Here is a 26014-nt window from a genome sequence, read left to right on the forward strand (position 1 = left end):
GTTAATCTTTATGTAATGCCTCAATAGGCGAATAATCTTCGTCCTTGAGCAGTTCTTTTACCGTTACTTTAGGGTTACGCTTTACATAAGCGTTGATTGTATTCACATACTTGGTCTTGAAAATCTCCTTGCCCATCGCCTTGTTTACAGCCCACATAATCTTGCCCATGTGCAGATCGCGGTCGAGCTGCGGACGGGTGTCGAACTGATCCATCGGATAGATGCTCAGCAGATAGAAGGTAAGGCAATCAGGCACAATATACTGGCGCGACATGGTGCTGCGCTGCTGCGGTGTATAGAATTTCTTGTAGAGCGGATAGTTTTCGCCCATGTATTTATCTAGCGAAATTCCTACTGAGTGCTGTCCTACTACGATGCTCTGGTCGAGAGCGCCAATCTGGGCATAGAAACAAGGCTGCTGGAGCTCCGGAATCCAACTGTTCAGACGTGAGAAGGCAGATTTCAGCTGCTCGTTGATGTCTTCCATATTGGCAAATTCTGCCTCAGCATCGGCGATCAGTGCCTGCAGGGTAGAATCCTGATAGAACATGAGGAAACGGTTGCTGATATTGGCGTCGGTAATAGTGCCAAGCTGGAGCATTTTCTCTATCAGCGTACGGGTTTCTATCGGGTAATCGGTGTTCATCTGCTGCAGGGCTGAGAAATCACCGGTAGTAAGATATCTGCTTTCCAATCGGTCGTAACGCTGTACCGACAGGGGCACAGCCTCTCCTTCCTCGTTCGGCTTGAACTTAAACTCGCAGGCCGAACTGAGAAGCACGATTGCTAATATGACTATATAATTAAAAAACCTTTTCACGATAATTTACAAATCTTCGAGTTACGACTGCAAAAATACTAAAAATTATTTAAATTACCAAGCTTTTTTGCTAAAAAATCATACACATTCGCAAAATAAATGGGTTTTTCTCTTAAATTTGTTCTAACTGCCCGGTTGAAACGGGCTGAAAGCCCAAAAGCTCCTAGAAGCAGCACGCCCTGAAAGGGCAGAAGCTCCTAGCCCAGGGCAGCGCCCTGGGTATAATAGCAATCAATAAGACGCCCTGTAAGGGCAAAAGCTTTGTTTATTGCTTGGTTCTTTAAAGCTTTTGCCCTTACAGGGCGACGGGTTTGCGTTCATAATTACCCAGGGCGATGCCCTGGGCTAGGAGCTTCTGCCCTTTCAGGGCGTATTGGGTAATTTCAACCGTACAGGTCGAAAGAAACGGCTTATCGGATCATGACAGAAACTGAAACCTGAACCGGCTCTTCTATCTGCTTCTTCCAGGCTTTCAACCACTCATACCACTCCTTCTCGCCCTTGAAACCATAGGTTTCGTTGGCACTGGTATAAGCAAGCTTATAACTGAGCTGGCTGCCTGCAGGTTTCACCACCTGAGTATAGCAATCCTTATTGGCTGGCTGCTGACTAACCAGGGCTGACTGTGGCACATAAATGCCCAAGCCTACGGTCTCCAGCTTGTGCTTTCCATCGTCCTTGCCTGTTGGCCAGTCGCTGCCATAACAGCCTCGCAATCCCTTGCCATCAGCAAATTCGCTGGAACCCTTTACGTTGATGAGTCCTGTAGCAAACTGATAATCAGAAACATCCTTGTTGAAGAATACATCTACGTCGAAATCGCGATGACCGGCATAGATGGTGTAACGGATGGTGGCATTGACAGGCTTCAAGCCCGGAGCCGGAACCCAACCCTTATCCACTACCTCGACGATGGCACGGAGCGGACCTTCTGAAATGACGCACTGCTCCTGGTATTTCACGTTGTTGAACAGCACCTGGTCTTTACCGTCCCAGCCACGGAGCGCACCCAGTCCGTAGGTATTGCCTACCCAGAGGCAATCATCGCCCGAACCAGCCTGAATCTGCTCTTCTGAAGGATAGAACTGCGTATCCTGAACCACCAGTCCCTTGTTGATTTTGCCATAAAGGTCGATGGTCTGACGATGGTCGAAATAAACACGCATGGCAATCAGTTCGCTTTCGAAACAGATGCCATGAGAATGGACGTAGTGATAAGGGTCCTTGGTCTTCTTATCAAACGAGATGCTACGCAGATAAATATCCTGCCTGTTCTTAGCCAGCTTCCTGTTTCTGCTTGGCAGACAGAGTTCGGCAAAGGTACGAGCCGGATACTGTGCCTGCTCGCCCTCACGATAGAGATGCACCTGATAGGTCTTGGTTTCTTTCTTGCCCAAATCGGCAAGGAAACAAAGTTCATCGTTGGTACAATCGCGGTTGATGTCGTCGAGCTGGGAAGGAATCTCCTTGCCGTCAACGGTTACTACAGCGCGCTGAATATCACCAATAGCGCCCAACTTGCTGAGATCTACCACCACCGGAGCATCGGTTCTTGCCACCTTGGAAGGATTGGAAACCGACACCTGGAAATTAGCCTGCGCCTGGGCTGACAGAACCATCAGCGAAACCAGTGCCATCATCATTTGTTTTTTCTTCATAGATTTTTATTTTTAAGTTTGTTTATGAATAGTCTACAACTGCGAGAAGAGTTTCTTACCCTTGGCGTAATATTGCCAGATGATAGAGAGATTGTAAACCTGCGGAATCTCCTCCTTCACCCTACTCGCCTGTATCTTTCTGCGATCTTCGTCAAACTCATGTTTCCATGCCTTGAAAGCCCTGCGCGCCTTGAAGATAGCCTTGAAGTCACCCCAGTTGCGATTCAGAACCAATGTCTCGAAAGCAGCAAGATAATCCAGGAATCTGCGCATACGCATTACATGAGTCAACTCCGTATCACTCAGATTCTTATAAAGCATGGTTAAATTATTTCTGAAATTCAGATAAGTCTTCATCGGATTGCTTTTCGGCAGGGTTCCACCACCCACATGATAAACCTCACTCTCAGGAATGCAATAGATTTTTCTGCCCATCAGACGCAAGCGCCAGCAAAGATCAATCTCTTCATTATGGGCAAAGAAACGGCCGTCTAAACCGCCGGCAGTCCAATAATCCTTTGAGCGGATCATCATACAGGCACCCGTAGCCCACAAGATTTCCTGCTGGTAATCATACTGCCCATTATCGCGCTCTACCGTATCAAAGATGCGGCCACGACAGAACGGATAGCCGTATTTGTCGAGGAATCCGCCGCAAGCACCAGCATACTCAAAGCTGTCCTTATCGTATTCGGCAAGCAACTTAGGCTGGCAGGCAGCCACCTGCTGATGCGAATCCATAAACTCGATGAGCGGTGTAAGCCAATGATGCGAAACCTCCACATCGCTATTCAGGAGCACATAATACGTTGCATCAATCTGCTTCAAGGCACGGTTATAGCCTTCAGCAAAGCCGAAATTCTGCTCCAGCACGATGGTCTTCACCTGAGGAAACTGAGTCTCCAGAAGGTGCATCGAACCATCAGAAGAAGAATTGTCTGCCACCCAGATTTCAGCATCCTGACGGGAATATTCGATGACATTCGGAAGATACTTTGCCAGCATCTTCTGTCCATTCCAGTTTAATATAACGATTGCTACTTTTGCCATATTTATTGTAAACTCTTTAATCTGTTATTCAGGAGATTGGTAAACTCATAGTTCTTGAGTCCCCATTTGGGAGCAATCAGCAGTTCTTTGGGCGACTGACTGACGAAGCGCTCCAGCACCAAATCCTTTCTGAGCAGACGGATGTATTTCACGATGACATCAATATATTCCTCTACCGTGTAAACATGGAATGGGTGCTCAGCATATTCCTGTGCCAGCCGGGTGCCCCTGATAATCTGCATCTGATGAATCTTGAGAATATCAAGCGGCAAGGAAGAGATGAGAGGAGCCTGGCGCAGACTTTCTTCCGCATCTTCTCCCGGCAAACCGATGATGATGTGGCCGCCCGTAAGGATTCCCCTGGCATGAGTACGCTCTACGGCACTACGGCAACAGGCAAAATCATGTCCGCGGTTGATGCGTTTCAAGGTTTCATCATTGGCACTCTCAATGCCATATTCCACCAGCACGAAGGTTCGGCGGTTCAGTTCTTCCAGATAATCGAGCAATTCATCGCTCACACAATCCGGACGGGTTCCGATAACGATTCCCACCACATCTTCCACCTCAAGAGCCTCTTCATACATCTGCCTCAGTTGCTCCACCCTGGCGTATGTATTGGTATAAGCCTGGAAATAAGCCAGATATTTCATATCAGGATACTTCCTGCTGAAGAAAGCCTTTCCCTCCTCCAGCTGTTCAGTAATCGACTTTTTCCGGTCGCAATAGCTCGGATTGAAGGTGCGGTTGTCGCAATACGTACATCCGCCACTCGAAATCCTCCCATCTCTGTTAGGACAGGAGAATCCCGCGTCTATCGAAATCTTCTGAACACGGAAATCAGGAAACTGCTTCCGGATCCATGTTCCAAAATCGTTGTAATACATTGGACTTTGAACCATTTTATTTTCACAAGTAAGGGAATTAATTGAAGTTAAAGAAGTTATCACTCCCTACGGTCGTTCGGGAAGTTAAGAGACAACAGTCTCCTGACATAAAACCAAGTACATTTGTCCCTTAACTTCTCTCTAACTTCCCTTAACTTCCCTTAACTTCTAATTCTGCCTTCAGCGCCGTCTTATCGTGATTGAAATCACCCAGGCGAACCTTGATAAGCTGGTTGTCGTATTCTTCCTTGGCGAGAGCCGGTGAAAGTTCTACGCGGATATAGTTCTTGGTGAATCCATGCATTGCCTTGCCTCTTGGCGCCTTCTCGAAGAGAACCTCAGCCTCAGTACCGATGTATTGAGCATAGAATTCCTGCGTCTTCTGATCACTCAACTCCAACAGTCGCTTGGAGCGCTTCTTCTTCTCCTTCTCGTCAACCACATACGGAATCTTCAAGGCAGCCGTGCCCGGACGCTCAGAATAAGGGAAGACGTGAAGCTGGGTAACAGGCAGACTCTTCAGGAACTCATAGCATTCTTCAAAACACTCCGGAGTTTCGCCACGACAGCCCACCATCACATCGACACCGATAAACGCATCAGGCATCTTCTCCTTGATAAGATTCACCTTGTGGGCGAAGAGCGCCTTGTCGTAACGGCGGTGCATCAACTTGAGCACCTCATCGCTTCCGCTCTGCAGAGGAATATGGAAATGAGGCATAAAGGCACGGCTCTGGGCACAATACTCTATGAGATCATCATCACAGAGATCAGGCTCCAGACTCGAGATGCGGTAACGCTTGATTCCTTCTACCTGATCCATCGCCTTGACAAGGTCGATGAATCGCTCGTGGGTAGTCTGACCGAAATCACCGATATTCACACCGGTAATGACGATTTCCTTACCGCCTTCAGCAGCCGCCTGCTCACATTGAGCCACAAGCGACTGGATGCTCGGGTTGCGCGAATTGCCTCGGGCAAATGGAATGGTGCAATAGGTGCAATAATAATTGCAGCCGTCCTGCACCTTCAGGAAATAACGGGTACGGTTGCCACGCGAGCAAGAAGGCTGGAAGGTCTTGATTTCCTTCGTCTTCACGCTATAATGCTGATGAAGAGACGCAGCATCGCCGTTCTGAGAACTTTCAGCATCGCCGTTCTGAGGAGTCTGAGCAGCCAATCCGTTTTCCTGAGCAAATTTCTGCGCCCATGCATTGCTGAGATATTGAATCAAGTGCGCCTTCTCGTTAGCACCCAACACGAGGTCTACACCCTCTATCTTGCTGACATTCTCAGATTCGAGCTGCGCATAACAGCCCGTCACGATAACGAATGCGCCCGGATTGTTTCTCACCATCCGGTGGATAGCCTGACGGCATTTATGATCGGCAACTTCTGTTACCGAGCAGGTGTTAATCAGACAAATATCAGCTTTCTCCCCCCTTTTAGCAGTAATGACGCCCATATCTTCGAGCATTTTGCCAAAAGTGGAAGTTTCAGAGAAGTTGAGTTTGCAGCCTAGCGTATAATAAGCTGCCTTTTTACCTTGGAAGGCACTTGAATCTATCATATATTTATCTTTTTCTTTGGTTTCTTTTAAGCTTTTGCCCTTACAGGGCGCATTGATGATTGCTTTCATCCCCAGGGTGTTGCCCTGGGCTAGGAGCTTCTGCCCCTTCAGGGCGTTCTCCCCCAAAAAGACCTTAGGGTCTATAAAACGAAAAAAGCCGCTAGACCGAAGTCCAGCGGTTGTTTCTCTCATTTTTTCGTTCGCAAGTAATTTCAAATTACTTAGCAGAATCAGCAGCAGCTGTATCAGCAGCAGCAGTGTCAGCAGCAGTTGTATCTACCTGAGCTGTGTCAGAATCAGCAGAAGCTGTGTTCTGAGCTGTTTTGTTACCACATGATGCGAAAGAGATAGCTGCGATAGCTACGAACATAAAAACTAATTTCTTCATTTTCTTTGCTTTTTTAAAATCTGTAAAACAATCATTTGTTCTTTTGAACGATGCAAAGGTAAGCATTTTTTTGATACGTTGTTCTTTTTTTTGCGACTTTTTTTTAGGTGATTTTGTAACAAAATTACAAATCGCTATAAATCAACCACTTACAGAGTGCTAACAAAAGTTAAAGTTTTTAGTGTGCTCGGAAACAGCCTAATTTTAACACTTTTCGGTGTTTTTTAGCGTAACAAGGGTGCGCGCCAACATCTCTTCAGAGCAGCACTATATACATATAATAAGGTACGCGCGCGAGGGAAAGAACAGAAGTTTTTCCCAAGAAATCGTTCCCAAAAACTTTGATTGCCGAGAATTTTTTCGTAACTTTGCACTCAAAACAAAGAAACAAACAGACAGAAAATGATACAGCTAAAAGAAAATCAGGGCATTCCCCGCAGCATTCTTCTGATGATGGCTATCGTCGCAGGACTCACCGTAGCCAACTGCTACTACAATCAGCCGCTTCTCGAACTCATCCGCCACGACCTGGATATTACCGAGCAGAAGGCTAACCTCATCACCGTCATTACCCAGATAGGTTATGCGCTGGGCTTATTCTTTCTCATTCCCTTGGGCGACATGCTTTCGCGCAAGAAACTCATCCTTGTCAATATGACCATTGCTGCATTGATGGCAATCGTGATGGCTGCAGCGCAAAACGTATGGATGCTCTGGGGAGCTTCACTGCTGATTGGCGCCTGTTCAGTAATTCCGCAGTTCTTCATTCCGATAGCCGGACAGTTTTCGGCCCCCAAGAACAAGAGCAGGAATATGGGCATTGTACTCTCCGGACTGCTGACGGGCATTCTCGCCTCACGAGTAATCAGCGGTTACATCGGCGAATGGCTGGGATGGCGGGAGATGTTTATCATAGCTGCTTTCGTGATGATGGTTTGCATGGGAATCATGCTGCTGATGATGCCTGAAATGAAGCGCAACTATGTAGGAACCTATAGAGGGCTGATGACCACGATAGCAGAAATTTTCTTTTTCCATTCTTCTATCCGCATCTATTCCACCCGTGCAGCCTTCGGGTTCGGCAGTATGATGGCAATATGGTCTTGTCTGGCGTTCCATCTGGCACAGCCGCCTTTCAGCGCAGGAAGTGATATGGTAGGAATGCTCGGACTTTGCGGAATCATGGGAGCCGTTGCTGCCAGTGGTGTGGGAAAACTGATTCCTAGGTTCGGCATTCGGAAATTCAATCTGTTCGGAGCAGAAACGCAGATCATCGCCTGGGCAATAGCCTTGCTTTTCGGCGACACTTACGCCGGACTCATCGCAGCCATCATCCTGGTTGACATCGGTCTGCAATGTCAGCAGCTCAGCAATCAGAGTGGTTGTCTGCAGGAGATTCCGCAGGCTTCCAACCGCGCCAACACCATCTTCATGACCAGCTACTTCATCGGTGGTTCGCTAGGCACTTTCTGTGCCGGTTACGTCTGGACGCAAGCCGACTGGCTCGGTGTCTGCATCGTAGGAATCGCCTTCGCCATGATTTCTCTGCTTATCACGCTAAACTGCAAGAAATAAACATATAAAAGAAAAGAGATTATATTCCCGACTTACAGGAACATAATCTCTTTTCTTATTTTGATAGAGACTGAAGCTGGCATTTCTGCCGAAGCTTCAACTACATCTTTTCATCACCATACATTTCCGTCCACCAGGAAGCATCGTCCTGCAACCACTTGGCAAACCAGGCAAAGATGGTGTTCTGCCATTTCAGTCGCTTCTCGTAGTCGATGATGTGATGATCCTGACCATCTACCAATACCATCGCCGTAGGACGGCCAAGGAGTTTCAGCGCTGTATAGAGCTGGATACTCTCGCCCACAGGCACATTATTATCAGCCGTGCCGTGAACAAACAGCAGCGGAGTATGAATCTTGTCGGCATTATAGAGCGGACTCTGATCTACAAAGAGATGCTTGTTGGTCCAAGGATATTCGTTCGCCATAGAAACTTCGCTGTAGCTGTAGCCCCAATAGCCCTCACCCCAATAACTGGTATGGTCGCTGATGCCTGCATGCGAGATGGCAGCAGCAAAGAGGTCGGTCTTGGTCTGAAGGTACTGAGTCATGAATCCGCCGTAGCTGGCGCCGATGCAGCCAATCTTCTTGCGGTTTACGAAAGCATGCTCATCGCAGAAAGCCTGGGTGCTGGAGATGATGTCTTCAGCCACTCCCTCGCCTGCCGTATCTACATGGCGGGCTGAGAATTTCTGACCGAATCCGGTAGCTCCACTAGGATTCACAACCAGCACTACATAGCCCATTGCCGCATAAACATGATGAGGATAACGGCTCTGGAACATGCGGCTCGTAGGACTGCAACCGCCATAATAGTTCACTATCATCGGATACTTCTTAGCAGCATCAAAATGAGGTGGCAGATAGTAACGGCAGCAAAGGGTGTCGCCTCTTGAATTGACAAAATTCCAAGCCTTGCATTCGCCCAGTTCAACATCCTTCAACTCGCGCGCACTCAAATCGTCAACCAATTGCGATTTCAGCGCCTTCGTATTCATCTTATAGAGTCGGTCAGCATTGGATGCACTCTGACCGGAGAAAGCCATTTCTGCTGCAGAAGATGCAAGCGAGAAACTCTTGATGTACTCTTCAGGAGTCTTGAGAAGCGTAAACTTACCCGATTTCGGATTGAGCTGGAAGAGATGCACGCAATCCTTATCTTCTGCCGTGAAGTAGATGTTGCCATCTGCCTTACTCCAATCCACACTCTGCACATTCGGATTGAAATCCCTGGTCAGCGGACGAACCTTCTTATCCGACAAGGTCATCAGATAGAGCTGGGTGTCGATCATGCTAGGTGTCTGTCCTTCTTCCACATTCTTTCCAATGCCGTTGAAAGCTTCTGGCGAAGCGCTCACGAGAATGCTCTTGCCATCTGGCGAGAACTGGGCGCTGTTCAGGAATTCGCCTTTCTCTATCAGGGTTTCTACCTTTGGCGTTGTGGCTGAAGATGCATTCATACTGCCCAAATCCAGGCGGTAGAATGATGTCAGGGTTGTAGGACGCTTGGTGAGTCGCTCCTCTCCCTTTCCTATCAGCAGATAACGCGAATCGGCAGAAATATCCATCAGATAGATGTTGTGGTAACCGAAGGTAAGCGGCTGGAGAATGCCCGATGCAAGGTCGTATTTGGCGAGATTGCTGCGCTCGCGCCAACCAGGCTGTCTGTCTTCCGGTTCTTTTACATCATAAACTTGCGGATCCTTTTTTCTGCCTTCAGTAGTGAGCGTATAGATGAGTGTTTTTTCATCGGGTGTAAACTGGAACCAGCCTTCAGGAATATTGGCATCCAACACTTCGCGCTCCATCGTCAGCGGATTGATGGTAATGAGCTGCAATGTGCCATCCTGCTTTTCTTCTCCGGCAATACTGCTGTCGCTCGCCTTCTGGGTGAAATACAGTTTATTGCTTGAAGGCATCCATTTTACGTTCTCCTCAAATGTAGCCATCACTCTGTTAGTCTGAGAGTTGCGCAACTCGCTAATGCTATGGTTATTACCTTTTCTATCTACCCAGGTCTTCCGAACAACGATAAACTTTCCGTTTGGTGAGATAGAAACACTCGGATAGTTGGGCGCACAAATCACATCATAGATGTTATAGGCACGCTTGGCTGCCGCATCGCCTACAGAAAGCGGAGCGCCGTTGGCTGCAGTTATGGTCAACTTGATAGATTTCTTATCAGAAGATGCATTCTTCCGGGTAAGATATTTGATGACAACCGTATGCTGCGAAGGAGTCAGGATGGTTTCAGCCTTATCGCCGTTCACCGCTACCTGTTCGCCGTCAACGAACAGACGGTATTGCTCCAATCCTTCTACCGCGATGGTTGCTTTGGTGCGCTGGGTGTTAGAAACGCAGAAAGAAGCCAGATGGAGCGCATCCTGCTTGTCGGCAAGGAGTTGGGCTGCAGTCACCTCCTTGCCCTTATTTAATAAGGTGAAAGACAGCGGCGAATCGAGCAACTGCTTAAGGTCGAACGCTTCGCCCTTGATGTTCACACTGTCAGCCATCCAAGGCTGTGCTACGGCATAGGGGCCTGCATATTTCAACGTTTTCACCTCTATGGTTTCGGCACTGGCAGAGATTGAAGCCATCAGGGCAGCTGCCAGCAGTCCACTTTTTGTTGTTTTCAGAATCAGTTTATTCATAAATATCCTTATTTTTGATTTTGGTGCGAAATTACAAATAAAAATCGAGATAAACGAATGTTTCTGTTACAATTCGCTTTTTTTGCTGCATTTTTGCCTTACAAATGTTATCTTTAAGTTAATCGGATGAGCCAATAGGTTATTGTTGGGTTAAACCCCTCTCCAACGAGTTGCAATGCATAAAAAGCATTCGCAACTCGTTTTTTTTATGCGATTTATTGTCTATTTGATTTCTTTTTTGTACTTTTGCACGCAAAATATCACATAAAATAACAGAATGATGAAGAAACAGACTCAAGCTATTCATTTGGAATATGAGCGCCGCGATGCATACGACTCGCTGAGTGTGCCAGTATATAATACCCTTGCCTACGAATTCGACAATGCTGCCGTCATGGCTGAAGCATTCACCGACAAGATCAAGGCTCCAGATTATTCGCGCGTAGAGAACCCTACGGTGACCAACCTGGAGCGCCGTGTGGCAGCCCTTACCGATGCTGCTCATGCCACCGCCTTCAACTCAGGAATGGCGGCCATCAGCAACACCCTCATGGCGCTGGCAGCACAAGGCAAAAATATTGTTACATCCAAGCATCTCTTTGGCAATACTTATGCCCTGCTCGTAGCCACTCTGCGCCGTTTTGGCGTAAAGGTGCGTTTGCGCGATTTGACCAATATCGAAGCCGTGCGCGAAGCCATTGATGATGACACCTGCTGCGTCTTCCTCGAAATCCTGACCAACCCACAGCTGGAGGTTGCTGACCTGAAAGCCATCTCTAGATAAATTAAAAAAAAATAGCCGTAACTACTGCAAATATAGTTACGGCTATTATTATAATTATGGTGGAAGAATGCTTTATTCCCCCTCCATCAAATCATGAACCAGTTTGATTTCGTAATAATCAATACCAGCTCCCAGAGCTTCCTTTATTTCGCTAAAAAGCTCCAATTCAGGATGAGCCTTCATGAAATCACGGATTTTCTTTTCGTGGGCACTTGAAATCAGCGCCCGCAGTCCAATCTTTCCTTCTTTCACATACGAAGCAAGATGACCTGCAATCGTATCCTTGACTAACCCCCGTTCTGCAGCTATCTGCTCCAGCGTCATTCCCTGCTTATAAAGGTTATAACTGATTTCCCTTGTAGGGGTTTTCGGCACCTTCGGTTCATTCGGTTTCTTCTGTCTCCTTGACTTTCTGCCCGAACCGCTATCTGATGAGGCATCTGCATCCAACAGCAAGAACTGCGCCTTCTTTTTCAGATAATCTGTTACCGTGAATTCTGCACTACATTCATACTTCAAAAGCCGTTCTTTTAATTTTACATCCTCTGAGAAAACAGAGAAGCGGTCTTCAAACTGTTTCCTAGCCACCTTGTTGTCTGTATCAAGATTCGATTTTCTGATTAAATCACTCAGAATGCCGATTTTGTCAAGAAAATACATAGCTCCCTTATGAATACGGTCTTGCAGCTCAGCCTGTCTTACATCAGGATTTCGGGCAAGCATACCTGTATACTGCACACGGAATTTATCCGATACGGCTATCAGACTCTTCAGCACCACCTGCAACTTCTGATACTCGCTTACCACGCGCGGATATTTACCATTAAAAAACTCTATCAGGCAGCGCATCAGATGCTCATAGCTGGCTCTGATGGAATAAAAATCGAAGAGTTCGGTGATGCAATAAATGATGTATTGCAGCTCCAGACTGCTGATTTGCTCCTGACTAGGCGCAGCAAGCTGGCTGGTGAATGCATCCACCGTCTGACTGCTGATAATGGCTCCGCGAGAAAGCGGTTGACTGAGCACCATGCCCTCCAAAGTCTTGCAGCGGCTCAGCGCCACATAAGTCTGACCATGGGTAAAAGAATGAGAAGCATCGATGATGGCATGTTCGAAAGTAAGTCCCTGACTCTTGTGGATAGTTATCGCCCACGCCAGACGCAGAGGATACTGCATGAATTTTCCTTCCACCGTCTCCTCTATCTCCTTGGTTTTCTCGTTCAGCGTATATTTCGCATTGGTCCACTCCATTTTCTCCAGGTCAAACTCCTCGCCCGAATCCTTACTGCGAACGGTAATCTTACTGCCGTCTTCATCGGTCCTAACCCCTATCACCTCGCCTATCATACCATTATAAAAACGGTGCTGCGGGTTGTTCTTGATGAACATCACCTGTGCTCCCGGCTTCAATGTGAGCTTGAAATCGGCAGGATAAGATGTTTCAGGGAAATCGCCCTCTATATCTGCTGTAAAAGAAAATGACTGTGCAGGCAAGGCAGCAAGCTGCTGTTCGTTAATATACTGGGCAGGTGCATTATGGGTGGTAAGCCTGATATAATTGCCCTCCTTAGGTGGTACAAAATTTGGAATATAGCGCTGGTTCAGAGCCTGCAGCGTAGCTTCAGAAGCCTTGTTCTCCCTAATCTGGTTGAGCAGCGAGATAAACTGTTCATCCTGCTGCCTGTACACCTTTTTAAGTTCGATGGTGAGATAACCCACCTGCTTCAGAGCGTTGCTGCTGAAGAAGAAAGGAGTATCATAATGCTGCCCCAGCAGATGCTCTTCCTGTGGCGTAACCACGGGTGCCAGCTGCTGCAAATCGCCTATCATCAGGAGCTGCACACCACCGAAAGGCAAATCGTGGCGCTTGCGATACTGGCGAAGCACAGAATCTACAGCATCGAGCAGATCGCTGCGCACCATACTGATTTCGTCGATAACGAGCAGGTCGATACTGCGGATGATATTGCGCTTGAGCTTGCTGAACTGATAGCGTTTCTGTTCGCCGCTGCCAAAAGTCGTGCCCGGCACGTATGGCGAGAAGGGAAGCTGGAAGAACGAATGGATGGTCATTCCTCCGGCGTTGATGGCTGCAATGCCCGTAGGAGCAAGCACAATCATTCGTTTGGGCGACAGTTCTTTCAATCGCTTGAGGAAGGTCGTCTTACCTGTGCCCGCCTTTCCGGTAAGGAAGAGGTTGGCATTTGTCTTTTCTATGATATTCCATGCCAGGATGGATTCTTCGTTCATTTCCATACAGCTTCGTTTTATACCAGAACTAGATTTCTTCCGTGATTTCGCTCATCTCCTTACGCTTCTTCTCAGCGCGTGGACAGTCTTCGGCAATATGACCTACAGGGATGACGACCACCGCCTCATAGCCCTCACGCGGAAAGAACTGCTGCATCTTCGCCGTATCGTAATTGCAGACCCAGCAGGTACCCAGTCCCTTTTCGGTGGCAGCCAGACAGAGATGCTCTGCCGCTATCGCCACATCAATATCGCCATGCGGTTTCTCATCATATCTGCGCACCCAGTTCTCATTCACGTTTTTCATACCTATAATATATATAGGAGCCGTCTTGAACCATTCGCGGTCGTAGCAATCCTGCAGTTTCTTCTTCGCCTCTTCTGAGCGCACAATGAGCCAGCGCCAAGGCTGCCTGTTCACTGCCGATGGTGCCAGGCGCACACACTCCATGATATAGTCCAGATCCTCCTGGCTCACCGCCTCCGGAGTAAACTTGCGAGCCGAAAAACGCTCCTGGCTCAATGCCAACATGTTATTCTTATCATTCATATCGTTCAGTTTTATAATGTTTCAATACTAGCTTATGACCACAAAGGTAAGAATAAATCACGAAACGACAAAAAAACTTGAATGAAAAACTATCGTTTTCGGATTATTTTTTGTATTTTTGCACATCATACCAGGATTTCTGGTGATAACAAAAGGTGTTAATGATAAGATATGATAGGACTGGCAGACTGCAACAACTTCTACTGTTCGTGCGAGCGAGTGTTTCGCCCCGACCTGACAGGAAAACCCGTGGTTGTATTGAGCAACAACGACGGGTGCGTCATCGCACGCTCTGAAGAAGCCAAGGCATTGGGCTATAAGATGGGCGACCCCTTCTATCAGGTGAAGGAAAAACTGGAGGCTGAGGGAGTGGCTATCTTCTCGAGCAACTATACGCTCTACGGTTCGCTCTCCAACCGCGTGATGTCGATGCTATCCCATTATTCCCCACGCATCGACCAATACTCTATCGATGAGAGTTTCTTCGAGGCAGACGAATCAATGGCGAAAGTTTTCTTTCGGGAGCATGCGGAAGACCATCCTACTTTGTTCAATAAAATGACAATAGACGAACTGTCAGAAAAGCCCGATAGCCTGCTCCATCGCTATGGCTCCAAAATATCGGCAGATGTACTTCGGGCTGTTGGAATCCCGATATCCGTAGGCATCGCAGAAACGAAGACATTGGCGAAAATCGGCTCTAAATTCGCCAAGAAATACAAGGGCTTCCAAGGCTGCTGCCTCATCGACACGGATGAACGGAGACACAAGGCGCTGTCTCTCTTCCCCGTAGAAGATGTATGGGGAATAGGCAGACAGATAGCCCGAAAGCTCGATTATATGGGCATCAGAACCGCCGCTCAGTTTGCCGACAAGAAAGAAAGTTGGGTCCGCAGCCATTTCAATATCACCACCCTAAGAACATGGAAAGAACTGAATGGAGAAAGCTGCATCAGCATCGAGGAATTGCCGCAGAAGAAGAGCATCTGCACCAGCAGGAGTTTTGCCAACGAGGGCATTACCGACAAAAATGTGATAGAAGAAGCCGTGGCTAATTTCGCTGTACGTTGTACAGAAAAATTAAGGAGACAAGGTAGCGTATGTCAGGGCATCACAGTGTTCGCATGGACTTCCCGTTTTAACGAGCATGTGCCTGAATACACTATCCACGATTCCCTCACCCTGCCCATCGCCACTAATGCGCAGGAAGAAATAGTAGGTGCTGCCCTCAGCATTCTCCGGGCTAAATACCCGAAACCGATGGCAGACAGCAGGCCCGATCGCTCCGACATGTCGTTTCACTTCAAGAAAGCTGGCGTTATCCTGTGGCAAATCTCACCCGACCATCCTCGCCAGCAAGACCTCTTCGACCCCATCGACCGAAGCAAGCAAAAAAAACTGATGGAGGCTATCGACGCCATCAACCGGAAGAATGGTTATGGCACCATACGCCAGGCCATACAAGGCACAGACTGCCGATTCGACCTGAAACGCGAGTACATGTCGAAGCAGTTTACCACGAACATCCATGATATTCTGAAAGTAAAAACTCAATGAATAAGAATAACGATAACAAGATAAAACTGACATTTCACCCTGCGGAATTCGGAGCCAAGATGCCTATTCCGCTGGCAGAGCAAAGCGTAAAAGCAGGCTTCCCTTCGCCGGCACAAGACTATATGGAGGGAGAGATAGACCTCAACGATATTCTGGTTCGCCATCGTGAGGCCACCTTCTACGTGCGCATATCTGGCGACAGCATGCAGGATGCAGGCATTCTGGACGGTGATCTCGCTGTAGTTGACCGGCAGATAGAACCTTCAAACGGCAATTTCGTCATCGCCTTCGTAGATGGCGAATTCACCATCAAGCAGTTCAAGATAGACGAGAGCGGCACCTTCGGCTGGCTCATTCCATGGAACAAGAACTTCTCCCCTATCAGGGTAGATGAAACCAACCGCTTCATGATCTGGGGCGTGGTTACCTATGTGATTCATCAAATTGCAGAATAATTCATCTTTTTCTACTCATCTTCCTTTGCCACCTCATAAAAAAGTTGTACCTTTGCAGTCGAATTTTCAGCAAAAACCAGGCATTACGCCTTATAGAGAACAGAATTTGCAGCATATATATGTAATTAATATGTAAAAACAGCAGTAGTTATGAGCATTAATATCAAGAGAAATCAGTTGAAGAGAGTAGTGATTGTTGGTGGCGGACTCGGTGGCCTTCGCTTGGCTGAAGACCTGAGCAAGGCAAACCTGCAGGTGGTGTTGATTGATAAGAATAACTTCCATCAGTTCCCTCCACTTATCTATCAGATTGCCTCAGCAGGTATCGACCCAAGTTCCATCTCCTTCCCTTTCCGCCAGATTTTCCGCAAGCGCAAGAACTTCTACTTCCGCATGGCAGAGGCGAGAGCCGTATTCCCAGACAAGAAGATTCTGCAGACTTCCATCGGTAAGATTGAGTACGATTACCTGGTGTTCGCAGCAGGAACCACTACCAATTTCTATGGCAATGCCAACATCGAGAAGTGGGCGATTCCGATGAAGACCGTTTCAGAGGCAATGGGATTGCGCAACGCCGTGCTGAGTAACCTGGAGCGTGCATTGACCTGTGCCACAGAAGAGGAGCGACAGGAACTCCTGAACGTGGTCATTGTAGGCGGTGGTGCCACAGGTGTAGAGATTGCCGGAGCCCTCTCTGAAATGAAGCGCTACGTGATTCCTTACGATTATCCGGATATGGACTCATCTCTGATGCACATCTATCTTCTGGAAGCGGGCGACAGACTGCTCGCCGGAATGTCACAGGACTCTTCTAAGAAAGCATACGAATTCCTCACAAGCATGGGTGTGGATGTGCAGTTTGGCAAGATGGTAACCGACTACAAGGACCATAAGGTACTGATGAAGGACGGTCAGGAGATTCCTACCCGCACCTTCCTCTGGGTATCCGGTGTAAAGGCACAGCCTATCACAGGTATCGATGGCGACCATCTGGGCCGTGGTTTCCGAATCGTAGTAGATGAATTCAACCGCATCCCGGGCATGGACGGTCTCTTTGCCATCGGCGACCAGTGTATCCAGACCACAGACCCAGCTTATCCTGGCGGTCATCCACAGTTGGCACAGGTAGCCATTCAGCAGGCAGCACTCCTGGCTAAGAATATCCAGAAGATTGCGAAGGCAGATGAGGAGAATGAGAAGCATCCTGGTTCTTCAGCCCAAAACATCGACCAGCAGCTCAAGCCATTCCGCTACAAGAACCTGGGTTCTATGGCTACCATCGGAAGAAACAAGGCTGTAGTAGAGCTTGGCAAGTTCCACAGTCAGGGCTTCTTTGCCTGGGTATTGTGGCTGGTAGTTCACCTCCGCTCCATCCTTGGCGTAAAGAACAAGGTAATGGTAATGCTCAACTGGCTCTGGAAGTACGTAAGCTACAACGATTCTATCCGAATGATTACCTACGCCACCAAGCCTAAGGAAGTGCGCGACCGATTGAAGCGTGAGCAGACCACTCACCTCGGCACCGACTTGCTGGAGAATGAAGAAGATTAATATGAAGAAATAAAAACGACGAAAGTCCAGCTTGGAGTCTTTCTGAGAGAGGCATCCGAGTTGGACTTTCTTTTTTCATTTTCCTCAGGAGGAATATGATATGTTTTTCCCTGATACTCCAGGGATATTAATGATGCTCAGGCACAATGGCGAGATACACCAGGTCATGATCTGTGAGATTTTCCATATAATGAGCATGGTTCATCGGGCAGTAATGCACCTGTCCCTGTCGAACCTCTTCTACGGCATCATCATAATGGAAAGTAGCAGTGCCGCTTACCACATAGATAATCTCGCAGTTGCCCTCATGAGTATGAAGACCAGTTGATGCACCCGGACGCAAGGTAGAATACATAATCTTCACCTTGTCATCCACATAGTTACGAGTGTCGAGTTTACCCTGTCCACCCTTGAAGCCCTCCAAATGAGCCTCAGCAATCTTTTCGAAATCTATTACCATCTTTATAATGTTTATTGTTTAATGTCTAATATTTACTTGGCCTTTATAAATGAAGCCCTGCAGCTTACTTTGCTTTCGCAAAATACTTCCATAGCGGAGCCGCCATCAGGCTTTGCCAGATTTCTCCCTTCTCCAGCATTTCCATCACTTCATCCCTGGAGAAGAGGCGAACCTCGATATCCTCAGCCTGGTCAAGATGTTGTACATCCATGCGCTCCACATTTCCATTTCATATCTTTATCAGCCATTTTCTTACTTCCTTTAAAAAACTGGATTTTCTTTATTTTAATTGATGGTGCAAAAGTACGAAAAAAGATTGAAAAGAGAAAAGTTTACTTGTTATTTCTTTCAAAAAAACAGACTCTAAAACCTTTATGCCATTCTTAGCCCCTAATTTTAGAAAAAACAGTATCTTTGCAAGGCATAAAAATCATTCGCATAAAGGGATTTAATCAAATAAAAAGACATCATGGCAGAACATCTTATTATAAAAGATTCCTTAATATTCATTTCCCTCTTGCTTGATCACACTCGGACCATCGATGAGTTCAGGCTGAGGGGCATTTCTGTTCACATCACCATATGCTCTGCCCAGATCGCTCATCGTAATACTGATGTTGCGGTTCACGGGTCTGTCCTTATCTGAAAGGCTGTGAGAGAAGAGCCACTGATAGGTTTTCTTCAGATAAAACACGCGGGCAGGGGTACCGTGATTGGCACCCTTCCACCAGTCGTATATCAATCGGGTATCCTTGCCATCCTTTTCAAGTTTATCTACCACAACCTTCGATTGCTTGACCGGTACTGCCCTATCTGCTGTGCCATGGATAATCCAGAAAGGCAAATCGCCCAATCCACTCACATCCTTATACGAACAGCCGCCACACAGCGCCATGCCGGCAGCTATCCTGTCGGGATAAGTGGCGCAGACATCCATGGTGCCATAACCACCCAAGCTCATACCCAAGACATAAACCCTATTAGAATCGCATGGGTAATTCTTCTTCACCCAGTCGAGCATATCCATGATTTTCTTCGGATTCCAGGCTCCTCCCGGATTCTGCGGAACGATGGTCAGCGCATCGATATCGCGCCCCTTGACGATGGCATCAAGCGGTCCGTATCTTCTCACCTTATCCAGATTCTTGCCGCAAAGACTGGCTCCATGCAGAAAGATGATGACAGGAGTCTGTTCTTGCGAATAGAAATAATCTACCGGCGTATAAACCCAGAAGTTGTAACCTCCCGGTATCTCATCTTTCACAGCTCGCAGAAAGTCGTAAGCCGACATTCTGCATACGGAAAGACAGAATAATATAAACAAAAATATCTTTTTCATTTTCTTCCTTTTTTACCTGTTTAGTATCACGCTCCCTGTTTCATACCATGAACGTTCATCACACAAAAGTAAGTAAATATCAGCATATTACCAAATATCCTCCCTATATTTTTCTTTTTTTTATCCAAAAGAAAGATTCGTTTAAACTTCCTGGTAGAAAGATAAACAACGATTATTTGTGTTAAAAATCATAAAAATCATATCGGCTCGCATTATTTTTATTATCTTTGCATCATAACAAGACATATAATAAATAAATATAGAATTATGAATGTAGGAGATAGAATACCAGAGATTCTTGGCATTGACCAGGACGGACGTGAGATAAAGGCAAGCGACTACCGTGGTCGCAAGATTGTGCTCTACAGTTATCCGAAGGCTAACACCAGCGGATGCACTGCCGAGGCCTGCTCACTGCAGGCACATAAGGAGGAGCTGGCTGCAGCCGGTTATGAGATTATCGGCGTGAGCAAGGACAAGCAGGCTCTGCAGAAGAAGTTTGCCGAAACCAAGGGTTTGCAGTTCCCTCTTATCGCAGATACCGAAACCACCCTACTGCAGGAACTTGGCTGCTGGGGCGAGAAGGTAACCTGCGGCAGAAAGACCATTGGCATCCTCCGCACTACCTATCTTGTCAACGAAGAAGGCGTCATTGAGAAGATCTTCACTCCTAAAGAGATTAAGACCAAGATTCATGCCGAGCAGATTCTGGATTACATCCATTCAAACATCCAATAAGGGCATAATCCCATGCTGATAAATAACCATTCGGCACATTTTTTCTACTAGTTATTTTTGATTATCAGATGAATCTTTTAACTTTGCAGTTAAAAAGAGTAAAGAACAAATAAACTAAATAGATTAAAGAACGAAATAACATGAAGAAATTATTGACTATTTCGCTGTTTGCAGCAATGGCTATGACATCGGCAGCACAGAGTTTGGAGAAGATGAATTGGTTTAATGAACCAGTAAGTTATGAAATAAAGGGCAAGACATTAACAATGGATGTGCCTGGTCATTGTGACTACTGGCGAATCTCCCACTATGGCTTCACCGTAGATGATGCACCATTCTACTACGCCACTTATGGCGGTGAGTTTGAGGCAAAGGTGAAGATTTCGGGAGAATACAAAGTGCGCTTCGACCAAGCAGGAATGATGATACGCATTGATAAGGAGAATTGGCTCAAGGCGGGCATTGAATACGTGGATGGCAAATACAACCTGAGCACCGTTGTGACTCATCACACCAGCGACTGGAGTGTAATAACCCTCGACAAGCCCGTTGATTATGTGTGGATTAAGGCAGTACGCCGCCTGGATGCCATTGAAATTTTCTATTCTTTCGATGACAAGACCTACACCATGATGCGCAACTGCTGGATGCAGGACAACACCCCTGTTCAAGTGGGACTTGCAACAGCATGCCCAGATGGCGAAGGCTTCAAGGCTAAGTTTTCTGATTTTCAGGTAAAGCATCTTCCCGACCAGCGCAGACTGGAATGGCTCAAGACTCACAGCGAGAAATAAACAGAGATTTTATGATAGATATTGATGATAAACTGGATGAAAAGCTGCGCCAGCAGAGAGATGGCCAGCTGGAGGAAGACGAAGAACTGCAACTGCGATTCATCGCTAAATCCTATGCCATATGCGAGAATTCCATCGCTGTATTGAGTAATCTCCGTACCAACAAAAGCCATATCTATTATGGAATGACGAGCGACTTTCTGGGATTCGAACCATCCGGCAGTTATGAGAAGATAGAATCTATCTGGGAAGAGAAGATTCTGAATCGCATCCATCCTGATGACCAGCGCAGACGCAATCTCCAGGAGTTGGTTTACTATCAGTTTGTGAGCGCCTCCCATTCTGACAAGGCATTCTACTGGTACTTGGGAAATACCATGCGAATGGCTGACAAGGATGGCAAATATCTCCCCACACGTCACCGCATCTTCTATTTCAAGGGAAAGGGGCAGCGGGGCGTCTGCTATGCAATCTGTCTCTTTAATCTTACAGCAAAGACCAGCAAGATGGCCATTCTGAAGAATTCACTCACAGGAGAAGAGCACCTGATTGACATCGATGAGAAACAGCTCTTGAGTGAACGCGAGATAACCATCATGAACCTGGTAAGTCAGGGACTTTCGAGCAAGGCCATAAGCATCCGCCTGAACATCAGCAAGAACACGGTAGACAGGCATCGCCAGAACATCATCAAGAAGATGCAGGCAGCCAACATGGCAGAAGCTTGCCACAAAGCAAAGCAACTTGGAATAACTGTAGAATATCAATAAGAAAGAAATGACAGAATTTGAAAAAATGAGAAACAGCGAGCTCTATGATTTCAGCAACAAGGAAGGCATGAAAAGCATAGAGCACGCCAACCGTCTCTGCTGCCGCCTGCAGACGCTAACCCTGTTTGATGAAGACTATCGAACCATCATCGAAGAACTGATTCCAAGCATTCCTGCCTCAGCCACCATCTGCCCACCCTTTCACTGCGACCATGGTCACGGCATCAAGGTGGGTGAGAATGTATTCATCAACTATGGCGCCACGATGCTCGATGAAGCCCTGATTACCATCGGGGCACGCACCCTGATAGGTCCGAGCTGCCAGCTGGTAACCCCTAACCACCCCATCGACTATATGGAACGCCGCAAGCCAGTAGAAACAGGCTTCCCCATCACCATTGGCGAAGATTGCTGGCTGGGCGCAGGAGTCATCGTCTGCCCTGGAGTAACCATCGGCAACCGCTGCGTAATCGGTGCCGGCAGCGTAGTGGTCAAGGATATTCCTGATGACTCCATGGCTGTGGGAAATCCTGCAAGAGTTATCAGAAAGCTCAGATAAATAGGATAAAATAAAATCAAGAGAGTATGTTAGAACATATTGCAGATTTCACAGCGTGGCCAATCCTTACAGGTATTTTCATTGGCTATATTGCCAACCGCATTATGAGCGGTGAAGGAAAAGGATGTTGTATGAATCTCTTCATAGGTATTGTAGGCAGTTATGCCGGTGCCATCATCAGCAGTCTGCTGAACATTGAGTTGTTTGGCAAAGGTTATCTTACCAATTTCATCTTCTGTGTCATTGGTGCCATAGCGGTATTGTGGATTTGGAAGAAGCTTTTCGATTAACATCCCATCAAGTAGATATAAATATTGGTTTAAAGACATAAGATAATGACAAATAAGGAATTGATACTCGCCAGTCTGATGAGGGCGATGATTAAGTATGATGGCGGCGATGCGCCACGCATCCAGCATTTCGTAAAGGTACACGACTTTGCCCGTATGATTGCGATAGCAGAAGGAATGACCGGAGAAGACCTCTTCGTGCTCGAAGCTGCAGCCATTCTTCACGATGTAGGCATTCACGTTTCAGAAGCCAGATACGGCAACTGCGATGGCAAGCACCAGGAAGAACTGGGTCCTGACGAGGCAAGAAAAGTACTGTCAGAAGTAGATGGATTCACAGCCGCACAGATAGAAAGAATCTGCTGGCTCATTGCCCATCATCATACTTATAAAGATGTTACCAGCCTCGACCACCGCATTCTGCTTGAAGCTGATTTCCTGGTCAATTCCTTCGAATCCCAACTTGCTCCCGAAGGCATCATCACCTTCCGCAATCATGTCTTTCGCTCGGAATCAGCAATCAGTATGCTGAATGATATGTGGGGGCTGTAACGAAAGTTACTTTCTTGGAAAGAGCATCATAGCGGGAAGGTGAAAGTACAACAAACTGCTGTTATGTGTTTTAATTAAAATAATACCTTTATTCTATTTCACTTCTGTCAGTTTGCCCGTCTGTGAGTCAATGATATAGCCATGAAGATTGACGTCTTTTGGTACGAGAGGGTGTGTACGGATCGTATTGATGGTATTCCTTACAGAATCCTCTGTGTCGTGGAATCCCTCCAGCCAATGGTCGAGGTCGATGCCGCAAAGCCCGATGGTATCGATAACATTCTGATGGATGCCACGTTTGAGCATCAATTTCTTCATCTGCTGTCCGTTCATGTGGCATGCACCGCAGTTGGAGTGGGCAATGACCATGATTTCCTCTACACCCAATTCGTAGATGGCTACAAGGAGACTACGCATGGCTGAGTCGAAAGGACTGATAACCAGTCCACCGGCGTTCTTGATGAGCTTGGCATCTCCGTTCTTCAGGCCCAAAGCTGCTGGCAAAAGCTCAGTGAGGCGGGTGTCCATACAGGAAAGAATGGCAAGTTTCTTGTCTGGATATTTACTCGTAATATACTTTTCGTAAGCCTTACTGGCTACGAAGTTTTCATTATACTTGATGATTTCTTCTATAATCATAGTCGTGTAAATTGAAATGTGAAACTAAATTTTCCTATTTTTCAGGGGTTGGCTTGAGGTAAGCCATGAATTTCTCTGGCTGATAGTTGAGAACCAGCTCATCCGGGAACTCTGCTTTTTCTACCAGTGGCATAATGTTGCTGTAGTCAGCAATCATCGCAGAGAAGTGGGCATCACTTCCGAATATGACTGGAGTTTCATACTTCTTGGCAAGTTCCAGCAGTTCCAGATTATTGGGGGCAGCCACAGTCTTGTGGCGGATGGGAGCCATGGAATGGTTGTTGATTTCAAGCAAGGTATGCGTCTCCCTGGAAACTTTCATGAGTTCCTCGAAATCCAGTTCTGCCGTACCATCGCCGGGATGAGAGATAATCTGCACGAAGGGATTGCGCATGGCATTGATGACACCCTGCGTATTCTCCTCCTTACTTCCTCCCTGCCAGCAAAGGCTATGGATGCCTGCTATTCGGATATCCAGGATACGCCAGTAATCCTCGTCGAGATCGATATCTCCCTTCGTATTGAGGATGTTGAGTTCTGCTCCAAGCATCAGTTTGATTCCATAGAGCTGGCGTGGAACACAATGAAGGTTTCTGAAATAGATAGGATCACAGCTACCCGGGATATTGGGACCGTGCTCTGTGATTCCCAAAATATCCAACCCTTTCTCCTTTGCTGTCAAGGTCATTTCCTGCAAACTGCTGAAGGCATGACCTGATGCTATTGTATGTGTATGAACGTCTAATAATGTTTTCATGGGGCAAAGGTAACAAATATTTATAGATTACACAAGAAAAAGTACTATATAATGCTCGTTTTATAAAAAATTTTAATTTTATGGGATTTTTCTTGGCTATTTAGCATTGTATATTGATTTTTTCTTATCTTTGCAGGTACAATTCAAAAGATTAATTATTATGCAGATATTATTGGCAAATGCCAAAATCATGTTTGAGAAGGCAGACAGAAAGCCTATCTCCGTGCCACTATTCCAATCAGTTGCCAATGACTTGGCCAAAGAAATGGCAATGATGAATGTAGAGGAATTGGCTAAGCAACTGGATTGCAGCAGCAAGATTGCAATGACGAACTGGAAGCGATATCATGATTTTATGGCTGCAGAGAAGATGCCGGCTATCCTGGCTTACAATGGTCAGGCATATAAACATCTGCGTGCCAGTTCTTTGAGCGAGGAGGCGTTAGAGTATGCCCAGAAACATCTCTGGATTACCTGCTTCCTTTATGGATTGCTTCGACCGTTGGATGGCATCGTACCTTATCGTATGGAGCATTGCGTATCGCTCGAAGCTACAAACGACAAGCCTATCAATCAGTTCTGGAAAGACAAACTGACAGATGTTCTCATCGATAGTGTGAAAGCTGACGATGGTATACTCATCCATCTTTCTACAGAGGAATATGAACATCTGTTCGATTGGAAGAGAGTATGTAAGGAAATAAAGGTCATTCAGCCACTCTTTTATGTCCGCCAGAAAGACGGCAGATTGAAGATGCAGGCTGTATGGGCTAAATCTTGCCGTGGAGCCATGGTGAGATATATCCTGAATAATCAGCTTCTTACTCCAGAGGAACTGGCAGGCTTCAGTTACGAAGGTTTTGAATATGAGCCAGAATTAGGAGAAGCTGCTTTTCCTCATTTCGTTCGTTGAAATAGAACAAAAGCAAACGAACGTGATAAAAGGAAGATGCTGTATGTTTGGATTGAATGAGAGCACCCAATATATCTCATAGAAGTATCATCATTTTACGATTGTACAACTAAAAAGTGTATAGTTGTACAACTAAAGAGGTTATAGTTGTACGACTAAAGGGTATACAGTTGTACGACTATAGGGTATACAGTTGTACGACTATAGGGTATACAGTTGTACGACTATAGGGTATACAGTTGTACGACTATAGGGTATATAGTTGTACGACTAAAAGGTGTTGTCACTAGGCTCAGCAGAGGTGCTGACTGCAGTCAGCAGACCTGCTGACTAGGCTCGGCAGAGCTGCTGAGCCTAGTGGCAATGCCTGAGAAGGTATATGCTTGTACTCTAAAAGACGCTTGTTCTGACTCCTGGAAACGCTTCTTTTAACTCTCGGAGACGCATCCTTCAAC

At 46.6% G+C, this 26014-nt stretch carries 25 protein-coding genes and 1 pseudogene; 12 read left to right on the forward strand and 14 right to left on the reverse strand.

Translation table 11 applies throughout. The features are described from left to right. Position 1: 1 nt before the first annotated feature. The 6 genes from NQ544_RS06630 to NQ544_RS06655 all read right to left on the reverse strand — a co-directional run bounded on the left by NQ544_RS06630 (position 2) and on the right by NQ544_RS06655 (position 6373). A complete protein-coding gene (locus NQ544_RS06630; RefSeq protein ID WP_006847467.1) occupies positions 2-820 on the reverse strand; it encodes a gliding motility protein GldB-related protein in 819 nt (272 codons plus the stop codon). 410 nt (positions 821-1230) lie between these two features. Continuing rightward, positions 1231-2478 carry a DUF4861 domain-containing protein gene (locus NQ544_RS06635; RefSeq protein ID WP_006847466.1) on the reverse strand — a complete coding sequence of 416 codons (1248 nt, stop codon included), beginning with the start codon at positions 2476-2478 and terminating at the stop codon, positions 1231-1233. Between the two features lie 33 nt (positions 2479-2511). Then, positions 2512-3528: a glycosyltransferase family 2 protein gene (locus tag NQ544_RS06640; protein ID WP_006847465.1), complete on the reverse strand. Its 1017-nt coding sequence runs from the start codon at positions 3526-3528 to the stop codon at positions 2512-2514. 2 nt (positions 3529-3530) lie between these two features. After that, entirely contained in the window at positions 3531-4430 is a 900-nt protein-coding gene (gene mnmL / locus NQ544_RS06645; RefSeq protein ID WP_006847464.1) for a tRNA modification radical SAM protein MnmL/YtqA, read from the reverse strand. A 136-nt stretch (positions 4431-4566) separates the two neighbouring features. Then, entirely contained in the window at positions 4567-5985 is a 1419-nt protein-coding gene (gene mtaB / locus NQ544_RS06650) for a tRNA (N(6)-L-threonylcarbamoyladenosine(37)-C(2))-methylthiotransferase MtaB (RefSeq protein WP_040553046.1), read from the reverse strand. A gap of 217 nt (positions 5986-6202) precedes the next feature. Then, positions 6203-6373 (reverse strand): PG1828 family lipoprotein, encoded by a 171-nt coding sequence (locus NQ544_RS06655; RefSeq protein WP_022122035.1) that lies wholly within the window; start codon positions 6371-6373, stop codon positions 6203-6205. Positions 6374-6775: 402 nt separating this feature from the next. Between NQ544_RS06655 and NQ544_RS06660 the strand changes: the two genes are divergently transcribed. Further along, positions 6776-7948, forward strand: a complete 1173-nt coding sequence (locus tag NQ544_RS06660) for an MFS transporter (RefSeq protein ID WP_006847460.1) — start codon at positions 6776-6778, stop codon at positions 7946-7948. A 100-nt stretch (positions 7949-8048) separates the two neighbouring features. Here the strand turns inward: NQ544_RS06660 and NQ544_RS06665 are convergent, their stop codons facing one another. Further along, entirely contained in the window at positions 8049-10598 is a 2550-nt protein-coding gene (locus tag NQ544_RS06665) for a S9 family peptidase (RefSeq protein WP_006847459.1), read from the reverse strand. 280 nt (positions 10599-10878) lie between these two features. On the opposite strand from NQ544_RS06665, the pseudogene NQ544_RS06670 reads away from it, so the two are divergent. Beyond that, a pseudogene (locus NQ544_RS06670) lies at positions 10879-11379 on the forward strand (PLP-dependent transferase); the annotation flags it as partial. Between the two features lie 75 nt (positions 11380-11454). Here the strand turns inward: NQ544_RS06670 and NQ544_RS06675 are convergent. Together NQ544_RS06675 and NQ544_RS06680 are read right to left on the reverse strand one after the other, a co-directional pair. After that, positions 11455-13641 carry a helix-turn-helix domain-containing protein gene (locus tag NQ544_RS06675; RefSeq protein ID WP_006847457.1) on the reverse strand — a complete coding sequence of 729 codons (2187 nt, stop codon included), beginning with the start codon at positions 13639-13641 and terminating at the stop codon, positions 11455-11457. A gap of 22 nt (positions 13642-13663) precedes the next feature. Continuing rightward, complete coding sequence (locus NQ544_RS06680) at positions 13664-14185, reverse strand: nitroreductase family protein (RefSeq protein ID WP_006847456.1); 522 nt, start codon at positions 14183-14185, stop codon at positions 13664-13666. Positions 14186-14356: 171 nt separating this feature from the next. Between NQ544_RS06680 and NQ544_RS06685 the strand changes: the two genes are divergently transcribed. The 3 genes from NQ544_RS06685 (at position 14357) to NQ544_RS06695 (ending at position 17748) form a co-directional block, all read left to right on the forward strand. Next, a complete protein-coding gene (locus NQ544_RS06685) occupies positions 14357-15742 on the forward strand; it encodes a Y-family DNA polymerase (protein ID WP_006847455.1) in 1386 nt (461 codons plus the stop codon). Next, the gene (locus NQ544_RS06690; RefSeq protein WP_006847454.1) at positions 15739-16197 is read left to right on the forward strand and encodes a LexA family protein; all 459 of its coding nucleotides are present in this window, start codon (positions 15739-15741) and stop codon (positions 16195-16197) included. Before NQ544_RS06685 ends, NQ544_RS06690 begins: the two co-directional genes overlap by 4 nt. A gap of 150 nt (positions 16198-16347) precedes the next feature. Then, positions 16348-17748, forward strand: a complete 1401-nt coding sequence (locus NQ544_RS06695; protein ID WP_006847453.1) for an NAD(P)/FAD-dependent oxidoreductase — start codon at positions 16348-16350, stop codon at positions 17746-17748. A gap of 127 nt (positions 17749-17875) precedes the next feature. Here NQ544_RS06695 and NQ544_RS06700 read toward each other — a convergent pair whose 3' ends face one another. From NQ544_RS06700 to NQ544_RS06710, 3 genes are all read right to left on the reverse strand, one after another. Then, positions 17876-18208 carry a cupin domain-containing protein gene (locus tag NQ544_RS06700; protein ID WP_006847452.1) on the reverse strand — a complete coding sequence of 111 codons (333 nt, stop codon included), beginning with the start codon at positions 18206-18208 and terminating at the stop codon, positions 17876-17878. A gap of 64 nt (positions 18209-18272) precedes the next feature. Beyond that, the gene (locus tag NQ544_RS06705; protein ID WP_006847451.1) at positions 18273-18419 is read right to left on the reverse strand and encodes an NUDIX hydrolase; all 147 of its coding nucleotides are present in this window, start codon (positions 18417-18419) and stop codon (positions 18273-18275) included. 288 nt (positions 18420-18707) lie between these two features. Next, positions 18708-19547, reverse strand: a complete 840-nt coding sequence (locus NQ544_RS06710) for a carboxylesterase family protein (protein WP_040552923.1) — start codon at positions 19545-19547, stop codon at positions 18708-18710. Positions 19548-19814: 267 nt separating this feature from the next. Between NQ544_RS06710 and NQ544_RS06715 the strand changes: the two genes are divergently transcribed. From NQ544_RS06715 to NQ544_RS06740, 6 genes are all read left to right on the forward strand, one after another. Further along, positions 19815-20285, forward strand: coding sequence for a peroxiredoxin (locus NQ544_RS06715; protein ID WP_006847448.1), 471 nt, complete (start codon positions 19815-19817; stop codon positions 20283-20285). 140 nt (positions 20286-20425) lie between these two features. Further along, entirely contained in the window at positions 20426-21079 is a 654-nt protein-coding gene (locus NQ544_RS06720; RefSeq protein ID WP_006847447.1) for a DUF1349 domain-containing protein, read from the forward strand. An 11-nt stretch (positions 21080-21090) separates the two neighbouring features. Continuing rightward, the gene (locus tag NQ544_RS06725; RefSeq protein ID WP_167529923.1) at positions 21091-21849 is read left to right on the forward strand and encodes a response regulator transcription factor; all 759 of its coding nucleotides are present in this window, start codon (positions 21091-21093) and stop codon (positions 21847-21849) included. A gap of 7 nt (positions 21850-21856) precedes the next feature. Further along, positions 21857-22408, forward strand: a complete 552-nt coding sequence (locus tag NQ544_RS06730; RefSeq protein ID WP_006847445.1) for a sugar O-acetyltransferase — start codon at positions 21857-21859, stop codon at positions 22406-22408. A 26-nt stretch (positions 22409-22434) separates the two neighbouring features. After that, on the forward strand, positions 22435-22698 hold the full coding sequence (locus NQ544_RS06735) for a GlsB/YeaQ/YmgE family stress response membrane protein (RefSeq protein WP_006847444.1): 264 nt from the start codon (positions 22435-22437) through the stop codon (positions 22696-22698). A 45-nt stretch (positions 22699-22743) separates the two neighbouring features. Then, on the forward strand, positions 22744-23250 hold the full coding sequence (locus tag NQ544_RS06740) for an HD domain-containing protein (RefSeq protein WP_006847443.1): 507 nt from the start codon (positions 22744-22746) through the stop codon (positions 23248-23250). 93 nt (positions 23251-23343) lie between these two features. On the opposite strand, the gene NQ544_RS06745 is transcribed toward NQ544_RS06740, so the two are convergent. Next, positions 23344-23886 (reverse strand): beta-class carbonic anhydrase, encoded by a 543-nt coding sequence (locus NQ544_RS06745; RefSeq protein WP_040553038.1) that lies wholly within the window; start codon positions 23884-23886, stop codon positions 23344-23346. A 37-nt stretch (positions 23887-23923) separates the two neighbouring features. Then, on the reverse strand, positions 23924-24646 hold the full coding sequence (locus NQ544_RS06750; protein WP_006847441.1) for a phosphatase: 723 nt from the start codon (positions 24644-24646) through the stop codon (positions 23924-23926). A 160-nt stretch (positions 24647-24806) separates the two neighbouring features. Here NQ544_RS06750 and NQ544_RS06755 point away from each other — a divergent pair, with 160 nt between their 5' ends. Then, complete coding sequence (locus NQ544_RS06755) at positions 24807-25559, forward strand: YaaA family protein (RefSeq protein WP_006847440.1); 753 nt, start codon at positions 24807-24809, stop codon at positions 25557-25559. The last annotated feature ends 455 nt before the right edge of the window (positions 25560-26014 follow it).

Source organism: Segatella copri DSM 18205 (genome assembly GCF_025151535.1).
Classification (GTDB): domain Bacteria; phylum Bacteroidota; class Bacteroidia; order Bacteroidales; family Bacteroidaceae; genus Prevotella; species Prevotella copri.

Coding starts and splice junctions, on each gene's coding strand:
- NQ544_RS06635 (WP_006847466.1), bottom strand. CDS start 2,478: ATGAAGAAAAAACAAATGATGATGGCACTGGTTTCGCTGATGGTTCTG.
- NQ544_RS06640 (WP_006847465.1), bottom strand. CDS start 3,528: ATGGCAAAAGTAGCAATCGTTATATTAAACTGGAATGGACAGAAGATG.
- mnmL (WP_006847464.1), bottom strand. CDS start 4,430: ATGGTTCAAAGTCCAATGTATTACAACGATTTTGGAACATGGATCCGG.
- mtaB (WP_040553046.1), bottom strand. CDS start 5,985: ATGATAGATTCAAGTGCCTTCCAAGGTAAAAAGGCAGCTTATTATACG.
- NQ544_RS06655 (WP_022122035.1), bottom strand. CDS start 6,373: ATGAAGAAATTAGTTTTTATGTTCGTAGCTATCGCAGCTATCTCTTTC.
- NQ544_RS06660 (WP_006847460.1), top strand. CDS start 6,776: ATGATACAGCTAAAAGAAAATCAGGGCATTCCCCGCAGCATTCTTCTG.
- NQ544_RS06665 (WP_006847459.1), bottom strand. CDS start 10,598: ATGAATAAACTGATTCTGAAAACAACAAAAAGTGGACTGCTGGCAGCT.
- NQ544_RS06675 (WP_006847457.1), bottom strand. CDS start 13,641: ATGGAAATGAACGAAGAATCCATCCTGGCATGGAATATCATAGAAAAG.
- NQ544_RS06680 (WP_006847456.1), bottom strand. CDS start 14,185: ATGAATGATAAGAATAACATGTTGGCATTGAGCCAGGAGCGTTTTTCG.
- NQ544_RS06685 (WP_006847455.1), top strand. CDS start 14,357: ATGATAGGACTGGCAGACTGCAACAACTTCTACTGTTCGTGCGAGCGA.
- NQ544_RS06690 (WP_006847454.1), top strand. CDS start 15,739: ATGAATAAGAATAACGATAACAAGATAAAACTGACATTTCACCCTGCG.
- NQ544_RS06695 (WP_006847453.1), top strand. CDS start 16,348: ATGAGCATTAATATCAAGAGAAATCAGTTGAAGAGAGTAGTGATTGTT.
- NQ544_RS06700 (WP_006847452.1), bottom strand. CDS start 18,208: ATGGTAATAGATTTCGAAAAGATTGCTGAGGCTCATTTGGAGGGCTTC.
- NQ544_RS06705 (WP_006847451.1), bottom strand. CDS start 18,419: ATGGATGTACAACATCTTGACCAGGCTGAGGATATCGAGGTTCGCCTC.
- NQ544_RS06710 (WP_040552923.1), bottom strand. CDS start 19,547: ATGAAAAAGATATTTTTGTTTATATTATTCTGTCTTTCCGTATGCAGA.
- NQ544_RS06715 (WP_006847448.1), top strand. CDS start 19,815: ATGAATGTAGGAGATAGAATACCAGAGATTCTTGGCATTGACCAGGAC.
- NQ544_RS06720 (WP_006847447.1), top strand. CDS start 20,426: ATGAAGAAATTATTGACTATTTCGCTGTTTGCAGCAATGGCTATGACA.
- NQ544_RS06725 (WP_167529923.1), top strand. CDS start 21,091: ATGATAGATATTGATGATAAACTGGATGAAAAGCTGCGCCAGCAGAGA.
- NQ544_RS06730 (WP_006847445.1), top strand. CDS start 21,857: ATGACAGAATTTGAAAAAATGAGAAACAGCGAGCTCTATGATTTCAGC.
- NQ544_RS06735 (WP_006847444.1), top strand. CDS start 22,435: ATGTTAGAACATATTGCAGATTTCACAGCGTGGCCAATCCTTACAGGT.
- NQ544_RS06740 (WP_006847443.1), top strand. CDS start 22,744: ATGACAAATAAGGAATTGATACTCGCCAGTCTGATGAGGGCGATGATT.
- NQ544_RS06750 (WP_006847441.1), bottom strand. CDS start 24,646: ATGAAAACATTATTAGACGTTCATACACATACAATAGCATCAGGTCAT.
- NQ544_RS06755 (WP_006847440.1), top strand. CDS start 24,807: ATGCAGATATTATTGGCAAATGCCAAAATCATGTTTGAGAAGGCAGAC.